Origin of the sequence: Aquimarina atlantica, assembly GCF_000626715.1 — a bacterium.
Classification (GTDB): Bacteria; Bacteroidota; Bacteroidia; order Flavobacteriales; family Flavobacteriaceae; genus Aquimarina; species Aquimarina atlantica.
Genome location: NZ_AQRA01000015.1, coordinates 53,156 through 76,915, shown reverse-complemented (window position 1 = coordinate 76,915; position 23,760 = coordinate 53,156). Strand labels below are relative to the sequence as shown.

Here is a 23,760-nt window from a genome sequence, read left to right as displayed (position 1 = left end):
CACTTCCAAAATGGTTGCTTGAATTTTCGGGATCTAAATGAATGGAACCAACTAAAGTTCCTGGAGTAGATTCGTTCCAATTATTTGAACCTCCAGCGATTTGAAGCTTTGATTTTGGAGATATTGTTCCAATACCAACCATACCTCTATGATCTATACTCATCGCTGTTTTTGATCCCGAAACATAGGTATCTGTTGTTGAAAAATACATTTTTGTCCCATAACTACCATCACTTCTCACATAGATACCAGCCTGAGCAGTTTCTCCATTAGACGTGTCTGATGCTCCAAAAGTGATAGCACTTCCAAAATGGTTGGTTGAATTTTCTGGGTCTAAATGAATAGCACCAACTAAAGTTCCTGGAGTAGATTCGTTCCAATTATTTGAGCCTCCTGCGATTTGAAGTAGAGATTTAGGAACATTGGTCCCTATACCTACCTTATTATTATGAAAATAAAAATTACTCGCATTACTATTATCTTCTAATTTTATTTTTTTTTGAGCATTTAAACCCAAACTAGCTACAAAGGTTATTAATAAAATTATTTTTTTCATTTTGTGTAATTTAAATTGGTTATATACTATATTAGATTAGTTATGTACTTCTTGTATGATGTACATATTCAATATTAAATTGTTATACGTCTTTACCTTTGAGATTCTAGTTTTTCTAATCGAAGGTTTAACTCTTGAAGTTTTGTGTTTAGAGACTTCAATTCTCTAATTTCTTTTTCCTGTTGAATGGTATACAGTGTAAGTTCTTCTATTTTTTGAAGTAGTTGTACCTGAAAATCTCCAACATTAACTCCATTCTCTTTCATTTCTTTTGCAGAGGCTATTTGTGGTAAATGCTTTTTTTCTTTTATATGCTTTTCGATATCATCTAAAGATGGTAATTGATAATCTGATTCGAAAACAAAATCTGCTGTTGGGCTTGTGGTTACTATTATTTCTTTTGTTTCTATTTTACCTCTAATAGATATATTATTAACAAAATTAACTTTACCATCATTAAAAAAAGATGTTGTTTTGCTCCAATCCCAATTTCCATTAGTCTTTGGAGCAATATAAAGCGTAGTCCTATTATCGTCTGGAGTATGAAAAATCCATGAATTTTGTCCTTCACTTATGATATCTTTTCCTGAAATATTACCATTTACAGATATTGTATTAGCAAAGTTGACTTTACCATCATTTAAAAAAGATGTTGTTTTACTCCAATCCCAATTTCCATTAGTCTTTGGAGCAATATAAAGTGTAGTCCTATTATCGTCTGGAGTATGAAAAATCCATGAGTTTTGTCCTTCACTTATGATATCTTTTCCTGAAATGTTACCATTTACAGATATTGTATTAGCAAAGTTGACTTTACCATCATTTAAAAAAGATGTTGTTTTACTCCAATCCCAATTTCCATTAGTCTTTGGAGCAATATAAAGCGTAGTCCTATTATCGTCTGGAGTATGAAAAATCCATGAGTTTTGTCCTCCACTGATTAAATCTTGAGCTTCAATTCCTAAACTAAATCCTAGTAATACAAGTGTTAAAATTGTTTTCTTCATTTTGTGTGATTTTAAGTTGGTTTAAAATATTTTTATGTTGAATTTTTACACAAAAAAACCCCATAACAGAATTCTTTCGAACCCTGATTATGAGGTAATTTTTAATAAAAATAATATATATTTAGACTAAATAACCTTAGTTTACGGTTATTGTTATGTTAATTTTGTATGATTATGTTTAAATTATCTAAATACGTTATTAAATATAGAATATCACATCACTATAGTACTATTTTATAGTATTAAAAAGAAATCATTAATTAGACAATTTCAAGCATAAGGAGTTTTCTCAACACTGTAGAATTCTATAAACTCATCCCAAAACCAAATGTAAATCGCAATCCATCATCACTAGAAAATAGCCCTAACTGTCCTCCAATAGTATCTATAGCATTAAGCCAGATACCTGCGCCTACAGAATCATGCCATCGATTAGAATCTTCACCATCTAACCACACTCTACCGATATCATAACCACCAAAAACTCCTAATTGCAATGGTAATAAACCTGTTTTAAATGTATTAAAACTATATCTTAAATCTCCATTAAATGCTAGTGCACTTTCACCGGTAAAACGTTCTTCTCTATATCCTCTCAACCCTTTTGTACCTCCCAGATTGGCAGCCTGGTAAAACTCAAAATCATCACCAAGATTGATTTCTGCTATTACATCTGTTTTAAGTACTAATCTTCGATCCCTGGTAATCGAATTATAAAAACCTAGTCTTGGGTAAATATATCCATATGTTCTATTCGTATCTTCTACATTTGTTCTAACTCCTGTTTGCAATTTAAACAACATTCCTCTGCTAGGATTAATATCATTGTCATAGCTTTCGAATTTATACATTAGGTCAAGATTTGTAAAATACTTTCTTTCGAAGAAAACAGGATCTACCGTTACAAAATCTAACCCTGATGTAATCAATCGATCTTGTGTATCCTGAACCTCTATACCTTCGAATGCTGCTTTAACCGAAAATTCATTACCATAACGATCTTTTTTAGCAACACCTAACCCAAATGACCAAATCCCTAGCTTGACTCTGTTATAATCCAACCCCAGTTCGTCATCCAGATTAAACGTATTATTTCCGAATCCAAAAAAGTTTTGTGCAAAATTCTCACTTGTATACACCGCATCAATAAGAAAATTCCAGTTTCCTAATGCATTTACAAATTCTCCAGAGTATGACAAATCATAACCTTCTGTCTGAAAATAATAAGCAGCCCTAAATTTATGCTTACTATGATATGGATTGTTTTTAAATCCATTTATCGTGTATACATCTGTTACATTAATATTAAGTCCATCGTCAGGATTAAAACCAATAAAAGGAGTTATTGTATTCGTTTTTCCTACATACTTATTGTAATCATATACATTATAGTCATAGATATTACTTAGTATAAATTTTGCTCCACCTTTTTTCTCTATAGTATTAGGTTTTGATTTATGGTCATATACTTTTATTTTTCTTCCATTCTCTATCGCATAGGTATCATTATTTTGGCCACCTACAATTCGAATTTTTATCAGGTTACTTCCTTTTCCTTTTACAACAAATCGATCATCATCATCCAATCCATAAATCCAAATTTCTTTAGTCTCTTTAGCAGTAAAACTCCTGGCACTATATAGTTTTTGCTTTTTATCTCCTTTTATTCTCGAAATCTTTATTGTTGTTTTTCCTTCTTCTCTAAATATTTCGAAAAGATCGTCTTTATCTGTTCCTGTAATAATAACATGTTTTGAAAGATATGTATAGTAACGATTAGCGATATCTTCAATATTATCTCTTCTGAGTTTAAGATCTCTTTTTATTTTTTCTATTGTTTCATCCTGAAGGTTATCTGGAAGATTGGTAAACGCTTTTTCAATAGCAGTATCAGAAAGGTTTTCTTTAATATATTTTGCCTGTTCTATCCAGGTCTCTTTTCCTGAGTTCTGTGTTAATGTTCTATCCAGTGGTAATCCTGATTGGTTAATCCATCTTACTTTTTTAAGTTCTCCATCATAAACCTGAAACTTACGAACCAAAGGAACCACAAATTTTACGACATCCATAAGTATTCCGTCATAATTAGAAAACACCTGATCTCTATCTCTAGGGATAGGCCTGTATTCTTTACCGTTTTTAGTATCAAAACGAGCCCATCTCCATTGATCAGAATGGCGGTCCCAATCTCCTAGAATCATATCAAAAAGCCTGGTTCTTATATAATGCTCTTCATCCATTTGATATTTTTCGTCTTTCCTTAGTCTACTTAACAAGTCATCTGTGCTTTCAATATCATCAGGTTTTCCAAAAGTAACCTCGTTTTTATACTCTTTTCCCGGTCGTTCTTCTAAAAAATATATTTCATCACCAAAAGTTTCATTGTATTTACCCAATTCGGGATGTTTTGGAATATAATACAACTTAGGATTTGCATGATACACTCCTATTGCATCAGCCAATGTACCAACAGCCAAAAACGCATAAGGATAGCTAGATGTATAGAAATCAGAAAGGAGGTCTTCTGTAAACGTGTCATCAAATCCATCTTCGAGATATGTATATTTAAATACTCCTTTCTGTAAAAATTGCGTAACACTTTTACGCATTGCTCTAAGGCTATAGCGTTTTCCTTCTTTATCGATAAGACGTAACGATCTCGTCACCTGCCCTCCTCCTTGTCTATCAATGGTAAAACCTCCCATTAAAGTATCTAAAGTAGCCACAGGAACTTTAATATCAGTTCCGTATACATATCGATAGTGATCCCCCCACATCGATTGATACAATTTTGATTTTTTCACTTCATCTTTATTATAAATTGAAGCCAAAACTTCTGGTTCAAAAGAATTCTTAATAGTACTAAAATCAAATTCTTTTTCTTTATGGTGAACTATAGTCTGATATACCAATTTTGGATTTCCATTATCATTTCCGAAAAAGCGAACATTAGAAGAACCATCTTTATATACATCTAATATGGCAAAACCCTGCCCTGGGTATGCAAACAATCCATCTTTCCCTAAAGAAACCGACGATACTTTGGATCCTGAGCCTGATACAATTTGTTTTAACCCATCACTATCGATATACTGTAAAGAGTGTTCATGCCCCGAAACAAAAACTACCCTATCCAAATCCCTTGTCATAGTAGATAGTCTTCTCATTAACTTATTATAATGTACATTAGATAAATCTTGCGTAGAAACTCCTCCTTGAGATCGTATCTGAGCGGCCAATGAACCTAAAACCGGAAGAGGTATTTTCTTTTTTGAAGGAAAAATATGCTTATCAAAACTATATTTACCCCCATGTATACCATTTGTAAACATGGGGTGATGCATCGCAACAAGGATAGTTTTTTTACTGTGTTTTTTTAATTCGCCCTCTACTTCAAGAAAGAATTTTTCGCGAGTCTTAATTTCACAATTGTCATTTATCGTTGGATTCTTATCCCAATTAGCCAAATACCACTGCGTGTCTAAAATCAACAAATGCACTTTATCACTAATTTCCATACTTTCGATAGGACATCCTTTTGTCGGTAAAAAAGCATTTTTATTGTCTATTTTTTTGTTCACATATCGCTCTTGCCTACGTAAACCTTCTACTCCATTAGTGTACCAATCATGATTTCCCGGAATAAAAATAACATCTCCATCAAAATTCTTAGTTGCTTCAATTTGAGCATCTATTCTATGTTCTCCCAAAGCTCTTTCTGAAGATTCTTTTTCGGGCATTCCTTTTTGATAAATATTATCTCCTAAAAAAATGAGATAATCATCTTTTGTCTTTGCCGTATCCAATACTTTTTTAAGAATCGATAGTCCTTTTGTGCTCTCGTTCATTTTGGCGTTTCCTGCATCTCCCACTAAATAAAATGTTTTTTCTATAGTAGTGTTAGGTAATGTTTGAACAAAATTTTCGACTTTATATTGAGGAGTGTATGTTGCACATGAACTAAGTAATAAAGCAACACAAATAATTAGAATCTTATTATATTTATTCATTGTTTGAAGTACAATCTCTTTTTTTTAATTATTTTGGTTATCGCAAAATTAAAAGTATGTCTTCTCTACTAGAAAAAACAGATCATTTTGTTTCGGAACTTTTTGAAAAAGAGCTCCCTAACTCATGTATCTACCATAACTACGATCATACCAAAAGAGTATTTAAAAGTACAAAAGAAATTATTGATAATACTAATTTATCTGATGAAGATAAAGAAGTTTTATTGCTTACTGCTTTGTTACATGACACCGGGTACTCTAAAAGCTCTAAAAATCACGAAGAACACAGTGTAGAGATAGCTAAAGTTTTTTTAGGTCAACAAAATGTTTCTCAAGAGGTTATAGATAAAGTTTCTGAACAGATTATGGCGACCAAAATGGAGCATGTTCCTACTAATCTTATGGAAGAAATTATACGGGATGCCGATGCTTCTCATTTTGCAAAAGATTATTATGGAGAAACCAGCGAACTGCTAAGGTGTGAATTTAAACTTAATGCCATTAAAGATTTAACACCTTCTGATTGGCTAAAGGCTAATATTGATTTGTTTAAAAACAAACATCAGTACTATACTGAATATGCTATTTCTAACTGGAAACCAAAAAAAGAAGAAAATCTTACCAAAATGTTGGAAGAACAAGCGAAACTAAAAAAGGAAAAGAAACAGGAAAAAGAAAAATTAAAAAAAATACTGAGAGAAGAAAACCCCGAAAAAGGAATACAAACTTTATTTAGAGTTACCTTAAGGAACCATATGAAACTAAGTGATATTGCCGATACAAAAGCCAATATATTGCTTTCTGTGAATGCTATTATTATATCTCTGGCATTATCAAATCTTATACCTAAGCTAGATAACCCTTCTAATCAATACCTCATATATCCAACTTTAATATTTATTATATTTTGTATCGCTTCTATAGTATTATCTGTATTAGCAACACGTCCTAATATAACCAGTGGAGAGTTTACTCGTAAAGAAATAGAAGAAAAGAAAGTTAATCTATTATTTTTCGGAAATTTTCATAAAATGCCATTAGATGAATATAAATCAGCAATGACAGATCTTATGAATGATAAAGAGTATATCTACGATACGATGATAAAAGACCTTTACTTTTTAGGTAAAGTTTTGCATAAAAAATATAAGATCTTAAGAGTTACATATACCGTTTTTATGATAGGAATTATAACCTCTGTTATTTCATTTATTTTTGCATTTAACTCATTACAGTAGATACTGATTTGATGAATTTAGTATATCCTTGATTCTATAAAAAATAATCAGGAGGAATAATAACTCTTCCTAATTTAATTAATTTCCTTCATCAAATCTTCATACGTATAGAATTCTTTATCTTCTTCACTCTTATGATAAAGAATATTAACTCGTAATGCTTTTAAACCAGTAACTCCCTGAAGATTATCTAATTCTACAATTTCGATTTCTTCTTCGAGATAATTCTTAGATTGTAAGAAATTAAGATATTTGATATATTCTCTTTCATCAGAGCGTTGAGAATAAATAATTACCAATTTACCTTTTTCTGTAACTCGTTGATCCGTACCTTTTATTTTGGATTTATCTACACGTTTTTTTACAACTTCATACCTAGCATTATAGGTTCCATCAACATCAAACCTTTTTTCATCCATTCTAAACCTAACAGATAAAGAAGAATTAAATACTAAAACCATAGAAGCTACATCCAATGCAATAGGTAAATCTTTTTTCATTTGATAATATGCATTTTCCATCTCGCACATAATCTGTAACTGCCATAATCTAAGATTGTACAAATACACTTTATTAAAACTGTCCTGTTTTGTTATCGATTCTCCGATATACATATTATGCTCTACCCCATCAGATTTGAAACGTTCAAAATAATGTGGATACATCCCTTGTGCTTCATCTTGTTTTTGATCTAATAAAGATGCCATCTTTTTATTAATAAGCATAACAGATTCATCATAAGCTTTACGATGTTTATATACTGTTTTTATAACTTTATCCAGCATATTATCATATTGATCAATAAGTGTATCAAGCTCAACGTTTTTTTGTTTAAGGTGCTTAAACAGTGGTGTAATTTCTTTTTTAATAAAGTTTAAAATTTTCTGTTCGCTATCTACTTGCAATTGTTCTGTTATAGAATTAATATATCGATTTGTTCTATATTTTAATTGTTCGTAAATAGGTAATGGGTCTGATTCTATTACTTTATTAATTACTTTAGCAATTCCTTTAAGCTGTAACACCAGATCTTTTTGTATGGCTTGGTTACGGGCTTCAGAAGAACCTTTTATATCAATTTGCCCATATAATGGATATACATTTTCAAAAACGACTTCTCTAAATGACACAGGGTTTTCATCTACCATGGCACGCATAAATCGTTTTGCTTCTTGTTTAAATTTCCAATGTACACTAGGGTGAATCGAGGTACATTCTTGCTGGATAATCAACTCTAACTCATTTTCTGTTTTTGATTTAGAACGTAGAACAGAATCTACCAAATATGGCATAACATCCTGTAATTTATTAGCATTAATACTATTCAATTCATGAATATTAGGCGATACGATTTCTAAAATCCCCAGTAATTTATTACCACTTTTTATAGGAGCGAGTATTGCACTATTAATGCCTTGAGCTACCAGATTCTTATACATAATCTGATCTTTAGCTAGCTTTTGATATTTTTTTACATCAGAAATAGCAAAATATGTAGACTCATCAAAAAGATAATGATATGTTCCTTCGCATAAAGCCGATTCACAACAATCAGAATACTTATCATACAAAATATAACTATCTATATCTTTAAAAGGCACTCTTTCTAGTACTTCTTCCTCTGGATTATAGCTAGAAAATCCGACTTTAATTTCATATAAATTGAATATTGCTCTAAAAATTTGTTGAAAACTACCTACAAAATCACCTTGTGTTTTATCATATTTGATAAGACTGGTTTTAAAATCAGACAAAGAAACATCTGTTGTAACATCGAACATATTTGCAATAACCACACCTTTAAAAACCCAACTATTTGGCGGAAACTTTGCTTTCCAAATATCTACATCATCAAAATTATCCAGTAATTCTGCCACATCCTCATCTGTAATATCTTTGGCCTTATCTGTTTTTATAATTTCTATAAAGTCTCCATTATACATAATTCTGTAATGCCTCATTATCCCCATAGCATCAGGTATATCATAAAAGAAAGGCCTTCTAAAATCAATATTATACCCATAATAAATACTTAAAACCATACTACATCCCATAATGTAATAATGATTTTGATCAAAGTTTTTAATCTGAGGTTCAAAATCTTTACCTGCATCGGCAATTATGTTTTGATAACGTCGAGATGACTTTAATACTGTATTATGAAAAGGTATTGTAGCAATCTTTATTTCGTTTTGCTGTAGAATTTGCGCAAAAGAATCTTCTAATATCAAATCAATCTCAGGCAATAATTCATTTATCCGCTTCTCTTCTTTTATTCCTTCTTCCAGTTCAGGGTATTCTTTTGCTATTTTTAAAATTCGTGAAGCTCTATCTTTAACAAATTCATTACCATTCTCGAACAATTCTCTATACTGTTCAAAAAACTTCGAAAAGCTAATCGATATGTCTAATGGAAAATCTTGCTCTAAACCTCTCATGCCTGTTCTTTTCTGGTAGTTTACAAAAATAATACAAACCAAATTGTATCCCTAGATATTAACAATTAATTAGATTATTATTCTGAAAATATAAGATATCTATAGTATTACTATACTTGACGAATGCAACTGAAAAAATTGGACATAAAATCCATTAAAATTGAATTCTGTCATCTTTTTATTAAAAATCTGCAGGTATCTGCTATTTATGTTAGACTAAAAACCTATGGATTTGTTACATAAAAGATACGATTTTTCTTTTGATTTTGTAGAACATCTAAATAGAGCTTTTAACAATTCTTTTTTTCTACAACGTTAATTTTTGGAGTATATACTTTGGATTCTTTATTTTTACGATCAAATAATCCGAATTACTATGAAAAGAATTGCTTTGTTTGTCACAGTTCTCCTACTTGTAGCTTGTCAAAAAGATCAAAAAGGATATACTATTACTGCCAGTACTTCCGGTTTTGAAGATGGCTCAGTGGTGTATGTTAATTCAATTAGTCAATCAAACAGACCTATTATTATTGACTCTGTAAGCATACAACAGGATAAATTTGAGGTTACTTTACCCCCTCCAGAAAATAATGATTTTAATTACTTAACTTTTAAAGATATAAGAGGTAATGTATTGTTTATGGCAGAGAATAATCCTATAGAAATGACTATCTATAAAGATAGTTTACGCTCTTCTGTGGTTAAAGGAGGCTCTGAAAATGAGTTATTCTTCTCTTATATTAATACTATTAAAAAATACAGTGAAGAGAAATTAGATCTAAATAATCAATATCAGATTGCTTCAAAATTGGGCGAAACAGATAAAGTGGTTAAGATAGCTCTCGAAAGACAAGAATTAGTTGAAAAAGAAAAACAATTTAGAAAAGACATTACAAATAATACTAATTCATTAGTGTCTATTATAGCTATTACAGAGCTTTTAAACCTTAAAATGTTAACCGCACAAGAGGCTAAATTGAAATTTGATCAAATCGATGATACGTTAAAACCAACAAGGTTAGGTAAAAACTTAAACATGCTGATCAATAATGCTGTAGCTGTTTCTAAGCAAAAGAAAATAGATATAGGTGTTACTGCCGAAGATTTTTCTGCTCCAACTCCAGAAGGCAAAATGCTATCGCTTAAAGAATCCATGGGTAAAATTACCATTATCGATTTTTGGGCTTCCTGGTGCAAACCTTGTAGAATAGAAAACCCAAATGTTGTAAAAGTATATAACAAATACCATGATAAAGGACTTAATATTATTGGAGTTTCTTTAGATAAAAAACAAGAGGCCTGGACCAAAGCAATTGCAGATGATAACTTAGAATGGAACCATGTTTCTAATTTACAATTTTGGCAAGAGCCAATTGCCAGAGCCTATGGTGTAAGATCTATACCTGCCACTTTTATTATCGATGAAAAAGGAAATGTAATTGCCAAGAACCTTAGGGGGCCTGCATTAGAAAAGAAAATTTCAGAATTACTAGAACAAAAATCTCTTTAATTCAACAATTATAGAATATAAATAAAACGGCCTCATGCAGGTCGTTTTTTTATTATAACTTCCCTAGCCTTTGTAAAATAAAAAGTATAATAATAGGCACTGCTAATAGACCAATCATAAATAAGTTTTCCTGAAATAGCCAGGGAGCCATAATCAAGGTTATTATATACCCTCCAACAGCTCCTCCAAAATGCGCATCATGACCTATATTTCCTATTTTGTTTTTCATCCCGAAAATAGAATATACTAAATAGCCTATACCAAATATATATGCAGGAATTGGAATTGGAATAAACATCAAATACAAACTCATATCTGGTCTAAATAATATACCAGCATATATGACTCCAGAAACAGCACCACTCGCTCCTACTGCACTATAATGATATTCATCCTTATGAAAAAACAGGGAAAACAAATTTCCCATTAATAAACTACCAAAATATACTATCAAAAACTTAACATTACCAAAAAAGCTAACAACTACAGGTGCAAAAAAATAGAGAGTAAACATATTAAAGAACAAATGCATCATATCTACATGCAAAAACCCCGAAGTTAGCATTCGTAACTGTTCTCCTCTTCTTATTCCTCCTATATTAAACTTATACTTCTCAAAAAACGAAAAGTCATTAAATCCTTTTAATGACATTAATATATTAGCCCCAATAATTACAATTATAACTATGTCAAGTGTCCCCATACAACTCTAATTTTATCCAAATATACTATATATTTTAACCTCAAAAAATCTAATCAAATTATCCTTTTCTTATTAGCAAAAGTTTATGATAAAAAAAAACGAATAATTTTATATTTGTGTCCCTAATTTAATTTTATCGAATGCAATTATTTGTATATCGTTTAGTCTATCCAATGTTGTGGGTAATATCCAAATTACCCTGGCGATTATTGTATTTTTTATCCAGCACTATTTACATTTTAGTGTATCATATTATTGGCTATAGAAAAAAGGTGGTTACAAAAAACCTAACATTAGCTTTTCCCGAAAAATCTATAGATGAAATTTATAGAATTCGTAAAAAATTCTACAAACATATGTGCGATATGTTTATGGAAATGATAAAAAGTCTTTCTATTTCTAAGGAAGAAATGATCAAAAGATTTACAATACTTGATCCCCATACTTTTAAAGAAGTACAAGCTCATCAAAAAAGTATTATTGTATTAATGGGGCATTATGCAAGCTACGAATGGGCAATTGCCGCTCAATTCGCCATGGATTTCCCTATAGTTGGCGTATATAAAAAAATTAAAAACAAACATTTTGATCAACTAGCACATCGTATAAGAGGTAGGTTTAATACAAGACTTATAAGACATCGTAATGTGATTAAAGAAATTACCCGAGATAAAGTAAACGGTAAATTATGTGCTTATGGTTTACTATCTGATCAATCTCCTAAATTAAAAAATGCATTATACTGGACTGATTTTATGAACATTAAAGTTCCTGTTATTACAGGAGGAGAAGTACTGGCAAAAAGGTTAGATATGCCAGTAATGTATCTAAAAGTAGAGAAAGTAAAACGTGGCTATTATCAGGCAAAATTCATAAAAATTACAGATGATCCCAAAAAGTGCGAAGATCATTTTATTACAAAAACCTACCTCTCTTTATTAGAAAGTCAAATTAAAGAAAATCCTGAGTATTATCTTTGGACTCATAGACGATGGAAACATAGAAGTACGAAAATCCCTAAAGGTGCCATAGTAGATTAGATCAAACATATTGCGTACTCCAACAATCTTACCATTTCATTTTTATAAAGCTATACTTTTATTTTTTAGTTTTTTTTAACATTTAAATCGCTGGTTTTAACAAAATACCATTATTTTCGTGAATTAAACCCCGCCTTTTATGCAATTAATTATCTATAAATTAGTCTACCCTTTTTTATGGTTTATTTCGAAATTACCATGGAGACTTTTTTATGCATTTTCTACAGGCATTTTTTTTCTGATATATTATATTTTCCGGTACCGAAGAAAAACTGTAACTCAAAATCTAGAGTTAGTTTTCCCAAACAAAACATTTCAAGAAATCAAAAAAATACGAAAAGAGTTTTACCAGCATATGTGTGATATGTTTTTAGAAATGATTAAATCAATATCCATTTCAAATGAACAGATGAAAGAACGATTTAAGGTTACTAATATTGAAAAATTACACGAATTAGAAACTAAAGGGGAAAATATAATGATACTAATGGCCCACTATGCTAGTTATGAGTGGGCAAATGTAATTGATATACAAACAAATTTTCAGGCAGTTGGAGTATATAAGAAAATAGGGAATAAATACTTTGATCGGTTAGTACACCGAATTAGAGCCCGATTTGGATCGAGATTAATTGGTACTAAAGATGCTATGAAAGTAATCACAGAAGATCAATCTAAAGAAGGGTTATATATGTATGGACTAATTTCTGATCAATCACCAAAATTATACAAAGCAACTTTTTGGAATGATTTTATGGGTATTAAGGTTCCTGTTTTTTTAGGTGCAGAAGTATTGTCGAAACGATTAGGATTAAACACATACTATCTACAAGTTGAAAAAATAAAAAGAGGATATTATCAAGCTACTTTTGTTACACTAACAGAAGATTCGAAAAACTGTGAAGATTATTCAATTGTAAAAAATTATCTCAGATTACTGGAAAATCAAATTCATAACAAACCTCAGTATTACCTATGGTCTCACAAACGATGGAAACACCGTAATGCACCTATTCCAGAAGAAGCAACCGTAGATTAATATTTATATCCACCTACATCTGCCAAATAAGTTTACCTTTATGCGTTTTTAACTACACTACCTTTATGCAATTAATTATATATTACTTAGTTTATCCTATAATATTAGGCATCTCTAAACTACCGTGGCGATTATTTTATGCGTTTTCTACCTGTGCCTATATTTTGGTATACTATATTATTAGATATAGAAGAAAAACAGTAATAGGAAACTTAGAACTGGTTTTCCCAGAAAAATCTAAAAAAGAAATTCGGGATATTAGTAAATCATTTTATAAACATATGTGTGATATGTTTTTAGAAATGACAAAATCGCTTTCGATTTCCAGAGAAGAATTAATAAAACGATATAAAGTTGTAAATCTGGATGAGTTTCATGAGTTCGAAAGAAAAAACAAAAGTATAATTACATTAATGGGACATTATGGTAGTTTCGAATGGTCCAATGCCGTTGACCTTGTTTCTTTAAACCCATGTGTAGGAATCTATAAACAAATAGAAAATAAATATTTTGATCGTCTTGCTCATCGTATCCGAGGTCGTTTTGACTCTAGACTTATTCCTAGCCATAAGGTCGCCAGGCAAATTATAAAAGATAAAAAAGAAGGTACTGTATGTGGATATGGTATGATCTCTGACCAATCGCCAAAAATTTACAATGCAAAATATTGGGCCGATTTTATGGGGGTCAAAGTGCCTATATTTTTAGGAGGCGAGTTCTTGGCACAACGACTTGATGTTATTGTACTATATCTTCATGTAGAAAAAGTAAAACGAGGGCATTATGAAGTAAGATTCATTCCTATCTCTGAAAATAGTAAAGAAGAAGAACCATATTTTATCATTAAAAAATACCTTCGATTACTTGAAAATCAAATTCGTGAAAAACCTCAATATTACTTATGGACTCACAAACGCTGGAAACATAGAAATTCACAAATTCCTGAAGGAGCCATAGTTGATTAAATAAACACATTAAGTTTATACAAAATTTGATCACATATATTTTGTCACTCTTTCATAACTACATTTTTTTCACTGAATTCGATATCTTTTAGAATTTATTAAGTGTTATATTTTGGTGTATGGTGTAATGAAATTTCATGGTTTTCAGGGGTTTATTACATAAACATATCCTATATCTTCGCTTTAAAATACGTATATCACTAATATACCTATCTACTAATAAGAACTTTACTCTAAAGCTTCTTCCTAATTAGATTCTAAAAATGATATCATTTCAAAAACAAAAATGTCGAATACAATTAAAAAAAACTGGAGTATTAGTTTATTAAGTATTATTCTTAATTTAATAAGTTGTTGCATAGTTTTATGGATTATACTTCTGTTTACAGATCAAAAGGAGAACCTGGATATTGGTCTAGCCATACCAATGCTTGTTGTAAGAATACTTCCCGTAGCTATTAGTATTGCTTTTTCTGCCAGACTCATACTCTCTTTTCTAAACGATAAAAAAATAATTCTTGTTATTATTTTTATCATCACTATCAGTGCTCTTTTAGCCATGGTATGGGGGTATATTGCTTTTTTATCTACCTTTCTATTTGCTATTGGATACGGGGTATATAACTCGACTGTTCTTCCTGGGATGATAGCCATATATTTTATAGCCATCCTCTTGCAATTTAGTTTTTTACAACTGTTTTTATCGCATAAAAACAAGCGTATAAATAATGGGATTCTAGGACTGGTCCTACTACCTGTCTATACAATAGGCTTCACCGCTATTTTTCTATTCATAACATTTGGCATTACTATGTATCCTCTACTATTTCATAAAGAAACATATCTTATCCCTCATAATTTCCAAGGATGTATTAGAGTAGTATACAACTCCGAGTGCGGTATAGAAGCTCAGAAAAAAAATGGAAGAAGTATCATACATGTACCGGATAATGGGCTTATACTTCTCAAAAATGAGCTAAAAAGACCCCGAAATCTTCTTGTTACCATATGGGAACAACAACTAGATCAAGAATTCTATAGCATTGATAACAAAGGAAATAAAGAAAAATTACGACATAAAGAACGATATTCACAAAGCACTTCTAAAGGAGTTAGAATAACTGGTATAGATGAAAGAGGAGAGCCTGGCGATAGCAATTTTGTGTTATTCAAAAGGTTTTATGTCTATAATGATTCAAGTATCAAAAATGAGCTTGACTGCTCTACTGTAGAAGACAATCTATTTAATGAACTCGAAAAATGCCAAAATAAATAAAGAATACCATTCAACCACAATTATCTAAAAATAAGATATCTACTTCGGATCAAGATAGAAACAGATATCTTATATTATAAACAAGTTCTTTTGAAATTAGTACAAATTGGTCTCGAATGTTTTATAAACTTTTTCAAAGAAAAGCTCTAGGCAAATAATACGTTTGGCTAAACTTTTAGATTCCAGCTATTTCTTTTAAAGTAACGATCGTATCTTCTGCCAATGAATCTGCTTTTTCCTGGCTCAAGGCTTCGGTATAAATACGAATGATCGGCTCTGTATTACTTTTACGTAAATGTACCCAGCAATCTGCAAAATCTACTTTTACGCCATCAACAGTAGAAACCTCTTCTGAAACATATTTTGAATGAAATCCTTTTAAAATAGCATCAACATCCAAATCTGGAGTTAGCTGAATTTTATTTTTACTCATAAAATAAGAGGGATAACTATCTCGTAACTCGCTTACACTACATTTCTTTTCTGCCAGGTGTGTTAGAAATAAGGCTACTCCTACCAACGAATCTCTTCCGTAATGTGATTCTGGATATATAATTCCTCCATTACCTTCGCCACCGATAACTGCATTATTTGCTTTCATTAACTCTACTACATTAACCTCTCCTACAGCACTTGCTTCATAGTTACCATTATGTTTTTGTGTTACATCTCTTAACGCTCTACTTGATGATAAATTAGAAACAGTATTGCCACCAGTTTTTCCTAATACAAAATCGGCACAGGCCACTAATGTATATTCTTCTCCGAACATTTCTCCATTCTCACTCATAAAAGCAAGACGGTCTACATCAGGATCGACCGTGATTCCCATATCTGCCTTCTCCTTAACTACTAATTCTGATAAATCTGTTAAGTGTTCTTTTAATGGTTCTGGATTATGAGGGAAATGCCCATTAGGCTCACAGTATAGCTCAATAGTCTCTACTCCCATTTTCTTAAGTAATCCCGGTATTGCAATACCTCCTGTAGAGTTAACGGCGTCTACAACAACTTTGAAACCAGATTTACTTACCAATTCTGCATCTACAAGAGATAGATTTAGCACTTCTTCAATATGTTTATCGATATAGGTATCATTTATTGTGATACTCCCCAAATCATCAACCTCTGCAAAAACATATTCATCATTTTCTGCTATATCTAAAATCTTTTTACCATTCTCTGCATTTAAAAATTCTCCCTTATCATTCAGTAACTTCAAAGCATTCCACTGTTTTGGATTGTGACTAGCAGTAAGGATTATTCCTCCATCTGCTTTTTCTAAAGGAACAGCAATCTCTACAGTCGGTGTTGTAGAAAGTCCTAAATCAATAACATGAATCCCCAATCCAACCAAACTGTTCATTACTAATTGTTGAATCATAGGTCCAGAAATTCTGGCATCGCGACCAACGACCACAATTGGATGATCTTTATTGGTTTCATTTTTTAGCCAACTTCCATAAGCCGAAGCAAATTTTACCGCATCTACCGGAGTAAGATTATCACCAACTGTTCCTCCGATTGTTCCTCTAATCCCAGAAATCGATTTTATTAATGTCATATACTTTGATTGATTTTTCTATTTCGAACAAATGTACAAGATATGACAAACAGCAACAATTTAATAAGTTATAATTTTATAAACACAATTAGTTTTTCTATAAATTAATGACTTATAGAACAATAAGCTTTCCTTCTATAGCATATTCGAAGTGTTACAATTCGTTTTCAACAATTTCAATACATCCTTTATCCGCTATAGTCACATAAAAAGTATTAAAATCATTACTAAATGTTTTTTTATTACAAAATAAATGCGATACAATAATTGCGAAAGAAAAACATGGCGCATCTCATCATTTATGTTTTTAGGTATATCACCAAAAGTAATGTGTTATAACTGTTAGTCTTTATTTTTTTGTAAGCAATACTTTTTGCCATATAAACAACTACAATTTATAGATATTAGTATTTAAAAAATCGTATTTTAACCCAATGAATTTTCTAGCCCATATATATCTTTCTGGTGAAGACCAAGAACTTAAAATAGGTAATTTTATCGCAGACTCTGTTAAAGGAAAAAAACAACTATTACAATATTCAAATCGTATTCAGCAAGGTATTACCTTGCATCGTAAAATTGATTCCTATACAGATACTCATGCCATTGTAAGAAAAAGTGTATCCCGGCTATTTCCAAAATACAGGCATTACAGCACTGTAATCGTAGATGTTCTTTATGATCATTTTCTGGCAGCTAATTGGAAAGAATACTCCGATATTCCTCTCGAAACGTATGTAGCAGAGTTTTATGATTTATTATATGAATATCATGAAGTTTTACCTAAACAGATTCAAAACTTTATGCCCTATATGATTAAAGACAACTGGCTTCTTAACTATTCTACGATTCAAGGTATTGGCACTATATTGTATCAAATGAATCAGAGAACAAAAAATAGATCTAAGATGAATTTTGCAGTTATCGAACTCGAACAATATTACACTGATTTTGATAAAGAATTTCGTTCTTTTTTTGAAGAATTAGAACTGTATACTAAAAATGAAATAAGAATATTATGAATATAAGATCCATTAGAGATTTATTTTATGTCGCTTTACTTGTCACAAGTTTTTCTTGTAAAACCAATACAGAAGTAAAGCAAGAGATCAAACCAGTTGTTGGTCTTGTTACTCAAAAAGCCATGGTTGTTTCTGCACGTGAGGAAGCTTCAAAAATTGGAGCAGATATCATGAAAAAAGGAGGAAATGCTTTTGATGCTATGGTTGGTACAGCGATGGCTCTAGCGGTTACATATCCTGTTGCAGGAAACCTGGGAGGCGGCGGATTTATGGTATACCGAAAAGCTAATGGTGAAACTGGTGCTTTGGATTATAGAGAAAAAGGACCTCTGGCTGCTACTAAAGATATGTATCTGGATGAGAAAGGAGAATTTATTCCTAAAAAAAGCCAGTTGGGAGCCATGGCAGTCGGTGTTCCCGGAACTGTTGCTGGTATTTTTGAAGTGCATCAAAAATTTGGCTCTCTACCAATAGAAGATATCCTTACACCTGTAGTGCAATTGGCTAAAAGAGGTTTTGTGGTTACCGAAAAACAAGAAAAGCGTTTTCTTCGTTATAAAGATTTGTTTCTTGAAGCTAATGAAGATACAATTCCGCTACTCAAAGGATATAAAGCCAAAGACACCTTAAAAAACTTAAAACTAGCCGAAACACTAGAGAGAATTATAAAAAATGGAGTTGATGAGCTGTATAAAGGAGAATCTGGTCAAAAATTGGTTGATTTCATTCAATCCCAAGGAGGTATTATCACTATGGATGATTTGGCAAAATATAAAGCAAAATGGCGTAAACCAGTACAGTTTCAGTATAAAAACCTAAGTATAACTTCTATGTCTCCTCCTTCGAGTGGTGGTATATGCCTTGCTCAGATTATGAAAATGATCGAGCCGTATGATCTAAGTAGCTATGGTCATAATTCTCTTAAAAGTATACAGGTAATTACAGAAGCAGAACGAAGAGCGTATGCAGATCGCAGTTTTTATTTGGGAGATCCTGATTTTGTAAAAATCCCTATCGATACATTAATGAATGAATCCTATCTTTCTGATCGTATGCTGGATTTTAGCTTTGACAAGGCTACATTATCTTCAGATATTAATCATGGTAGCATTCCTGGATATGAAAGTGATGAAACTACCCACTATTCTATTGTAGATCAGTTCGGAAATGCTATTTCTGTAACAACAACACTTAACGGAGCCTATGGTTCAAAATTATATGTTCCAGAATTAGGTTTCTTTCTAAATAATGAAATGGATGATTTTAGCGCCAAACCCGGTGTACCCAATATGTTTGGATTAACAGGTGCCGAAGCCAATGCTATAGTTCCTGAAAAAAGAATGCTAAGTTCTATGACTCCGACGATTGTAGAGAAAGATGGAAAATTTTGGATGTCGGTAGGTACTCCCGGCGGATCTACCATTATTACTTCGGTACTGCAGACTATCTTAAATGTGAAAGAATACGGAATGACTATGCAGGATGCGGTCAACGCTCCAAGGTTTCATCATCAGTGGTTACCAGATGTAGTAGTATTTGAACCAGAATCATTTGATAATACTCTACTAGATAGCCTACGGCAAAAAGGGTATCAAATTAATGAAGAAGATTCTAAAATCATAGGTAAGGTTGATGGTATTCTTGTTCTCCCCGACGGAAGGCTGGAAGGTGGAGCAGATAAAAGAGGAGATGATACAGCAATAGGATTTTAGTCTACAAAAACATGGATTTTACAACTTCTTTAATTTCTATACTTCAAAACCATGCTAATACTAAAGAAGCAGTACGCATGGAAGCTTATATGAAAAATCGTTTTTCTTATTATGGCATAAAAGCCCCTCTAAGAAAATCGCTTCTAAAAGATGTTATTCTTCAATATACACCTGCTCTAACTCGTGATAATGTAATTAGTATCGCAAATGTACTTTATAAAAAACCCCAACGAGAACTTCATTATTGCGCTATGGAATTGGTCGATCGGTTCTTAAAAAAGCAATATAACATTGGTGACATTGATTTTATAGAACAACTGATTACCACTAACTCCTGGTGGGATTCGGTTGATTTTATAGCAAAACATATTTTAGGGAAGTATTTATTGCAATTCCCAAATCAAATACACTTTGTTATTGAGAAATTCTCAAACTCTGATAAGATGTGGCTTAACCGAAGTGCGATCTTATTTCAATTAGGATACAAGGATAAAACGGATTATCAATTATTATGTAGTCTTTGTGAGCAACATAAATCCTCTAATGAATTCTTTATTAAGAAAGCTATCGGTTGGGCATTGCGAGAATACTCAAAAGTAAATCCTGATGCTGTAGTAAACTTTATAACCAATACTAATCTGAAGCCTTTATCTGAAAAAGAAGGGTTAAAAAGAATTCGTTCGTAATATCTGCCCAGAGCCCTGATATCAGGGCTCTATATGACAGATAAAGAATAGTAACACTTAAATTATTCTGTATTTAATCTACCTTTTTTATTTTACCCATCCCTCGATGGTCTAATTTTGTTGTTTTAGCATTTCCTTTATAATAAACACTACCAATACCAGAAGAAGTTATGCTTATTTCTTGTTGTGCATTTACTTCTACTTTTCCGATACCAGAATTATTAACCTCTAATTTCTGGGCAACCAAATCAAAAGCTCTTAAAGCACCTGTTCCATTATTATCAAGTATTACTTCAGTAACTTTTCCTTTCAAAGTAAAATTACCTACCATAGAAATCTCACCATCTAATTGCTTACAATCCAATTCTAAAGACGTATTTCCTACTCCAGATGCTTCAATATCTAATGTATTTAAGGATAGTTTAGAAGAAGTGTTAACATTCCCTACTCCTTTCACCTCTAGTTTTGCAATATCTTTTAGCGTGACATAAACGTTCATTTTGGTTTTTCTTTTCACATTTATTCCTTTTTTCCAGCCTAAGACTAGTGCATTCCCTTTGTTTTTAACAATTACAGCTTCTTGCAGGTTCTCATCAGTTTCTACTTTCACAGATTCATTTTGCCCTTGAGTAAGGTATACATTATACACCCCATTTACGATGATTTCATTAAAAGAAGATATTGTTCTCTCCTGGGTAACAACATTGCCATTGCCCTTTATTTTTTTTTGAGCTATCACTGGATTAATAGTAAGCAAAGTTATTACCATGCATAGCAACATTGTAATATTAATGTTTTGTGTTTTCATATTTATATAATTTAGATGAAGAATTTAGTTATGAATAGATCACTCTATCTATTATCAAAAGACAAAGCTCTTTTTATATTGTTACAGTTCACGGGATATAAAATTTAAAAAAATATAACTAGTACAGCATAACACAACAAAAAATGCGTAGCTTTTGGCTACGCATTTTTTAATTATTTAAACTAGCTTATGCTTACTTTACTTCTTCAAAGTCAACATCTTCTACGTCACTTCCTTCAGAATCATCACCAGAAGATTGGTCTGCTCCTGCATCAGGACCGGGTTGCCCGTTCTGTTGTGCTTCTGCCTGAGCTTTATACATTTCTTCGCTAGCGACTTTCCATGCTTCATTGATTTTATCAAGAGCAGGTTGAATTAAAGCCAAATCTTTAGACTCGTATGCTTTTTTCAATTCTTCTAAAGCTTCTTCGATTGGTTTTTTCTTATCATCTGATAATTTATCCCCAAATTCTTTAAGTTGCTTTTCTGTCTGGAAGATCATTCCATCTGCTTCATTAAGCTTATCCGCAGTTTCTTTTGCTGCTTTATCAGCCTCTGCATTAGCCTCAGCTTCTTTTTTCATTTTCTCGATTTCCTCCTCTGTTAATCCAGAAGAAGCTTCGATACGAATATCCTGAGATTTGTTTGTAGCTTTATCTGTAGCGGAAACTTTGATGATACCATTAGCATCGATATCAAAGGTAACCTCAATTTGTGGTACTCCTCGCTGTGCTGGTGGAATTCCATCTAAATGAAAACGACCAATTGTTTTGTTATCTGCTGCCATTGGGCGCTCACCTTGTAATACATGAATCTCTACCGATGGCTGATTATCTGCAGCTGTAGAAAACACTTGCGATTTCTTGGTAGGGATTGTAGTGTTAGCTTCAATAAGCTTAGTCATTACGTTACCCATTGTTTCGATACCAAGAGAAAGTGGAGTTACATCTAATAAAAGTACATCTTTAACATCTCCGGTTAATACTCCTCCTTGAATTGCTGCTCCAACCGCTACAACCTCATCAGGGTTTACTCCTTTACTTGGTGATTTCCCGAAAAACTTTTCTACCGCTTCTTGTACTGCAGGAATACGTGTAGATCCTCCTACTAATATAATTTCGTCGATATCACTAGTTGATAATCCTGCACTTTTAAGTGCGGTACGACAAGGCTCTATTGTACGTTTTACTAAATCATCTATTAATTGATCAAATTTTGATCTGGTTAATGATCTCACTAAGTGTTTTGGTCCACTAGAAGTAGCAGTAACATAAGGTAGATTAATCTCTGTTTGCGAAGAAGATGATAATTCTATTTTAGCTTTTTCTGCAGCTTCTTTAAGACGTTGTAATGCCATAGGGTCTTGTCTCAGATCCATGTTTTCATCTGCCTTAAACTCTTCTGCTAACCAATCAATTATTTTTTGATCTACATCATCTCCTCCTAAGTGTGTATCTCCATCTGTAGATAGTACTTCAAAAACTCCGTCTCCTAATTCGAGTATCGACACATCATGTGTACCTCCACCAAAGTCAAATACTACAATCTTTTGATCTGTACCTTTTTTATCAAGTCCATAAGCCAACGCTGCTGCTGTAGGCTCATTAATAATTCGTTCTACTTTAAGACCAGCAATCTCACCAGCTTCTTTGGTAGCTTGACGTTGCGCATCATTAAAGTAAGCAGGTACAGTAATTACTGCACTGGTTACATCCTGTCCAAGATAATCCTCTGCTGTTTTCTTCATTTTCTGAAGTGTCATTGCAGATAATTCTTGTGGTGTATATAAGCGCCCATCGATATCTACTCGAGGCGTATCATTATCTCCTTTTACCACTTTATAGGCTGCTCTTTCAGCTTCTTTTGAAGATTCTGAGAATTTATTTCCCATAAATCTCTTAATAGAAGAGATAGTCTTAGTTGGATTTGTAACCGCTTGACGTTTTGCAGGATCTCCTACTTTAATTTCTCCTCCTTCTACAAAAGCAATTACAGAAGGGGTAGTTCTTTTACCTTCGGCATTAGGGATTACTACAGGCTCATTACCTTCCATTACAGAAACACAAGAGTTGGTTGTCCCTAAGTCTATTCCTATTATTTTACTCATTTTTATCTTAAATTGTTATACTATTATTCTTAATAACTTAATGCTCTTAGGTCAATGATTATGCCATTACGATCTATAT

17 protein-coding genes are annotated in these 23,760 nt (G+C 32.0%); 9 read left to right on the top strand and 8 right to left on the bottom strand.

Going from position 1 to position 23,760, the window contains the following annotated elements:
• The 3 genes from ATO12_RS23420 to ATO12_RS23410 all read right to left on the bottom strand — a co-directional run.
• The coding region (locus ATO12_RS23420) for a hypothetical protein (protein ID WP_034247311.1) at positions 1–556 on the bottom strand (556 nt) is incomplete at its 3' end.
• Positions 557–648: 92 nt separating this feature from the next.
• Positions 649–1,563: a tropomyosin gene (locus ATO12_RS25190; RefSeq protein ID WP_051576053.1), complete on the bottom strand. Its 915-nt coding sequence runs from the start codon at positions 1,561–1,563 to the stop codon at positions 649–651.
• Positions 1,564–1,868: 305 nt separating this feature from the next.
• Positions 1,869–5,573, bottom strand: a complete 3,705-nt coding sequence (locus ATO12_RS23410; RefSeq protein WP_034247309.1) for a metallophosphoesterase — start codon at positions 5,571–5,573, stop codon at positions 1,869–1,871.
• 56 nt (positions 5,574–5,629) lie between these two features.
• On the opposite strand from ATO12_RS23410, the gene ATO12_RS23405 reads away from it, so the two are divergent.
• A complete protein-coding gene (locus tag ATO12_RS23405) occupies positions 5,630–6,811 on the top strand; it encodes a Pycsar system effector family protein (RefSeq protein WP_034247307.1) in 1,182 nt (393 codons plus the stop codon).
• Between the two features lie 74 nt (positions 6,812–6,885).
• Here ATO12_RS23405 and ATO12_RS23400 read toward each other — a convergent pair whose 3' ends face one another.
• Positions 6,886–9,249, bottom strand: a complete 2,364-nt coding sequence (locus ATO12_RS23400) for a hypothetical protein (protein ID WP_034247305.1) — start codon at positions 9,247–9,249, stop codon at positions 6,886–6,888.
• A 376-nt stretch (positions 9,250–9,625) separates the two neighbouring features.
• Here ATO12_RS23400 and ATO12_RS23395 point away from each other — a divergent pair, with 376 nt between their 5' ends.
• Positions 9,626–10,759 carry a TlpA disulfide reductase family protein gene (locus tag ATO12_RS23395; RefSeq protein WP_034247303.1) on the top strand — a complete coding sequence of 378 codons (1,134 nt, stop codon included), beginning with the start codon at positions 9,626–9,628 and terminating at the stop codon, positions 10,757–10,759.
• 52 nt (positions 10,760–10,811) lie between these two features.
• On the opposite strand, the gene ATO12_RS23390 is transcribed toward ATO12_RS23395, so the two are convergent.
• On the bottom strand, positions 10,812–11,462 hold the full coding sequence (locus tag ATO12_RS23390; protein ID WP_034247301.1) for a rhomboid family intramembrane serine protease: 651 nt from the start codon (positions 11,460–11,462) through the stop codon (positions 10,812–10,814).
• A gap of 140 nt (positions 11,463–11,602) precedes the next feature.
• Between ATO12_RS23390 and ATO12_RS23385 the strand changes: the two genes are divergently transcribed.
• The 4 genes from ATO12_RS23385 to ATO12_RS23370 all read left to right on the top strand — a co-directional run bounded on the left by ATO12_RS23385 (position 11,603) and on the right by ATO12_RS23370 (position 15,782).
• The gene (locus ATO12_RS23385; protein ID WP_034247299.1) at positions 11,603–12,502 is read left to right on the top strand and encodes a lysophospholipid acyltransferase family protein; all 900 of its coding nucleotides are present in this window, start codon (positions 11,603–11,605) and stop codon (positions 12,500–12,502) included.
• 139 nt (positions 12,503–12,641) lie between these two features.
• Positions 12,642–13,541 carry a lysophospholipid acyltransferase family protein gene (locus tag ATO12_RS23380; RefSeq protein ID WP_034247297.1) on the top strand — a complete coding sequence of 300 codons (900 nt, stop codon included), beginning with the start codon at positions 12,642–12,644 and terminating at the stop codon, positions 13,539–13,541.
• A 65-nt stretch (positions 13,542–13,606) separates the two neighbouring features.
• On the top strand, positions 13,607–14,506 hold the full coding sequence (locus ATO12_RS23375; protein WP_034247295.1) for a lysophospholipid acyltransferase family protein: 900 nt from the start codon (positions 13,607–13,609) through the stop codon (positions 14,504–14,506).
• A 286-nt stretch (positions 14,507–14,792) separates the two neighbouring features.
• Positions 14,793–15,782, top strand: coding sequence for a DUF6843 domain-containing protein (locus tag ATO12_RS23370; protein ID WP_034247293.1), 990 nt, complete (start codon positions 14,793–14,795; stop codon positions 15,780–15,782).
• 175 nt (positions 15,783–15,957) lie between these two features.
• Here ATO12_RS23370 and glmM read toward each other — a convergent pair whose 3' ends face one another.
• A complete protein-coding gene (gene glmM / locus ATO12_RS23365; RefSeq protein WP_034247288.1) occupies positions 15,958–17,346 on the bottom strand; it encodes a phosphoglucosamine mutase in 1,389 nt (462 codons plus the stop codon).
• 434 nt (positions 17,347–17,780) lie between these two features.
• Here glmM and ATO12_RS23360 point away from each other — a divergent pair, with 434 nt between their 5' ends.
• From ATO12_RS23360 to ATO12_RS23350, 3 genes are read left to right on the top strand one after another with little or no spacing between them, the layout of a single operon-like run.
• The gene (locus ATO12_RS23360; protein ID WP_034247286.1) at positions 17,781–18,368 is read left to right on the top strand and encodes an acyl carrier protein phosphodiesterase; all 588 of its coding nucleotides are present in this window, start codon (positions 17,781–17,783) and stop codon (positions 18,366–18,368) included.
• Positions 18,365–20,080, top strand: coding sequence for a gamma-glutamyltransferase (gene ggt, locus ATO12_RS23355; RefSeq protein ID WP_034247284.1), 1,716 nt, complete (start codon positions 18,365–18,367; stop codon positions 20,078–20,080). Before ATO12_RS23360 ends, ggt begins: the two co-directional genes overlap by 4 nt.
• Before the next feature lie 11 nt (positions 20,081–20,091).
• The gene (locus tag ATO12_RS23350) at positions 20,092–20,766 is read left to right on the top strand and encodes a DNA alkylation repair protein (protein WP_034247282.1); all 675 of its coding nucleotides are present in this window, start codon (positions 20,092–20,094) and stop codon (positions 20,764–20,766) included.
• 73 nt (positions 20,767–20,839) lie between these two features.
• Here ATO12_RS23350 and ATO12_RS23345 read toward each other — a convergent pair whose 3' ends face one another.
• Complete coding sequence (locus ATO12_RS23345; RefSeq protein WP_081802150.1) at positions 20,840–21,574, bottom strand: head GIN domain-containing protein; 735 nt, start codon at positions 21,572–21,574, stop codon at positions 20,840–20,842.
• Positions 21,575–21,767: 193 nt separating this feature from the next.
• Entirely contained in the window at positions 21,768–23,681 is a 1,914-nt protein-coding gene (gene dnaK, locus ATO12_RS23340) for a molecular chaperone DnaK (RefSeq protein WP_034247278.1), read from the bottom strand.
• Positions 23,682–23,760 lie beyond the last annotated feature (79 nt).

Bases quoted from the DNA above. Each gene is read 5' to 3' on its own strand.
- ATO12_RS23360 (WP_034247286.1), top strand. From the start codon at position 17,781: ATGAATTTTCTAGCCCATATATATCTTTCTGGTGAAGACCAAGAACTT.
- ggt (WP_034247284.1), top strand. From the start codon at position 18,365: ATGAATATAAGATCCATTAGAGATTTATTTTATGTCGCTTTACTTGTC.
- ATO12_RS23400 (WP_034247305.1), bottom strand. From the start codon at position 9,249: ATGAGAGGTTTAGAGCAAGATTTTCCATTAGACATATCGATTAGCTTT.
- ATO12_RS23345 (WP_081802150.1), bottom strand. From the start codon at position 21,574: ATGAAAACACAAAACATTAATATTACAATGTTGCTATGCATGGTAATA.
- ATO12_RS23375 (WP_034247295.1), top strand. From the start codon at position 13,607: ATGCAATTAATTATATATTACTTAGTTTATCCTATAATATTAGGCATC.
- ATO12_RS25190 (WP_051576053.1), bottom strand. From the start codon at position 1,563: ATGAAGAAAACAATTTTAACACTTGTATTACTAGGATTTAGTTTAGGA.
- dnaK (WP_034247278.1), bottom strand. From the start codon at position 23,681: ATGAGTAAAATAATAGGAATAGACTTAGGGACAACCAACTCTTGTGTT.
- ATO12_RS23350 (WP_034247282.1), top strand. From the start codon at position 20,092: ATGGATTTTACAACTTCTTTAATTTCTATACTTCAAAACCATGCTAAT.
- ATO12_RS23385 (WP_034247299.1), top strand. From the start codon at position 11,603: ATGCAATTATTTGTATATCGTTTAGTCTATCCAATGTTGTGGGTAATA.
- ATO12_RS23405 (WP_034247307.1), top strand. From the start codon at position 5,630: ATGTCTTCTCTACTAGAAAAAACAGATCATTTTGTTTCGGAACTTTTT.
- ATO12_RS23395 (WP_034247303.1), top strand. From the start codon at position 9,626: ATGAAAAGAATTGCTTTGTTTGTCACAGTTCTCCTACTTGTAGCTTGT.
- glmM (WP_034247288.1), bottom strand. From the start codon at position 17,346: ATGACATTAATAAAATCGATTTCTGGGATTAGAGGAACAATCGGAGGA.
- ATO12_RS23390 (WP_034247301.1), bottom strand. From the start codon at position 11,462: ATGGGGACACTTGACATAGTTATAATTGTAATTATTGGGGCTAATATA.
- ATO12_RS23370 (WP_034247293.1), top strand. From the start codon at position 14,793: ATGTCGAATACAATTAAAAAAAACTGGAGTATTAGTTTATTAAGTATT.
- ATO12_RS23380 (WP_034247297.1), top strand. From the start codon at position 12,642: ATGCAATTAATTATCTATAAATTAGTCTACCCTTTTTTATGGTTTATT.
- ATO12_RS23410 (WP_034247309.1), bottom strand. From the start codon at position 5,573: ATGAATAAATATAATAAGATTCTAATTATTTGTGTTGCTTTATTACTT.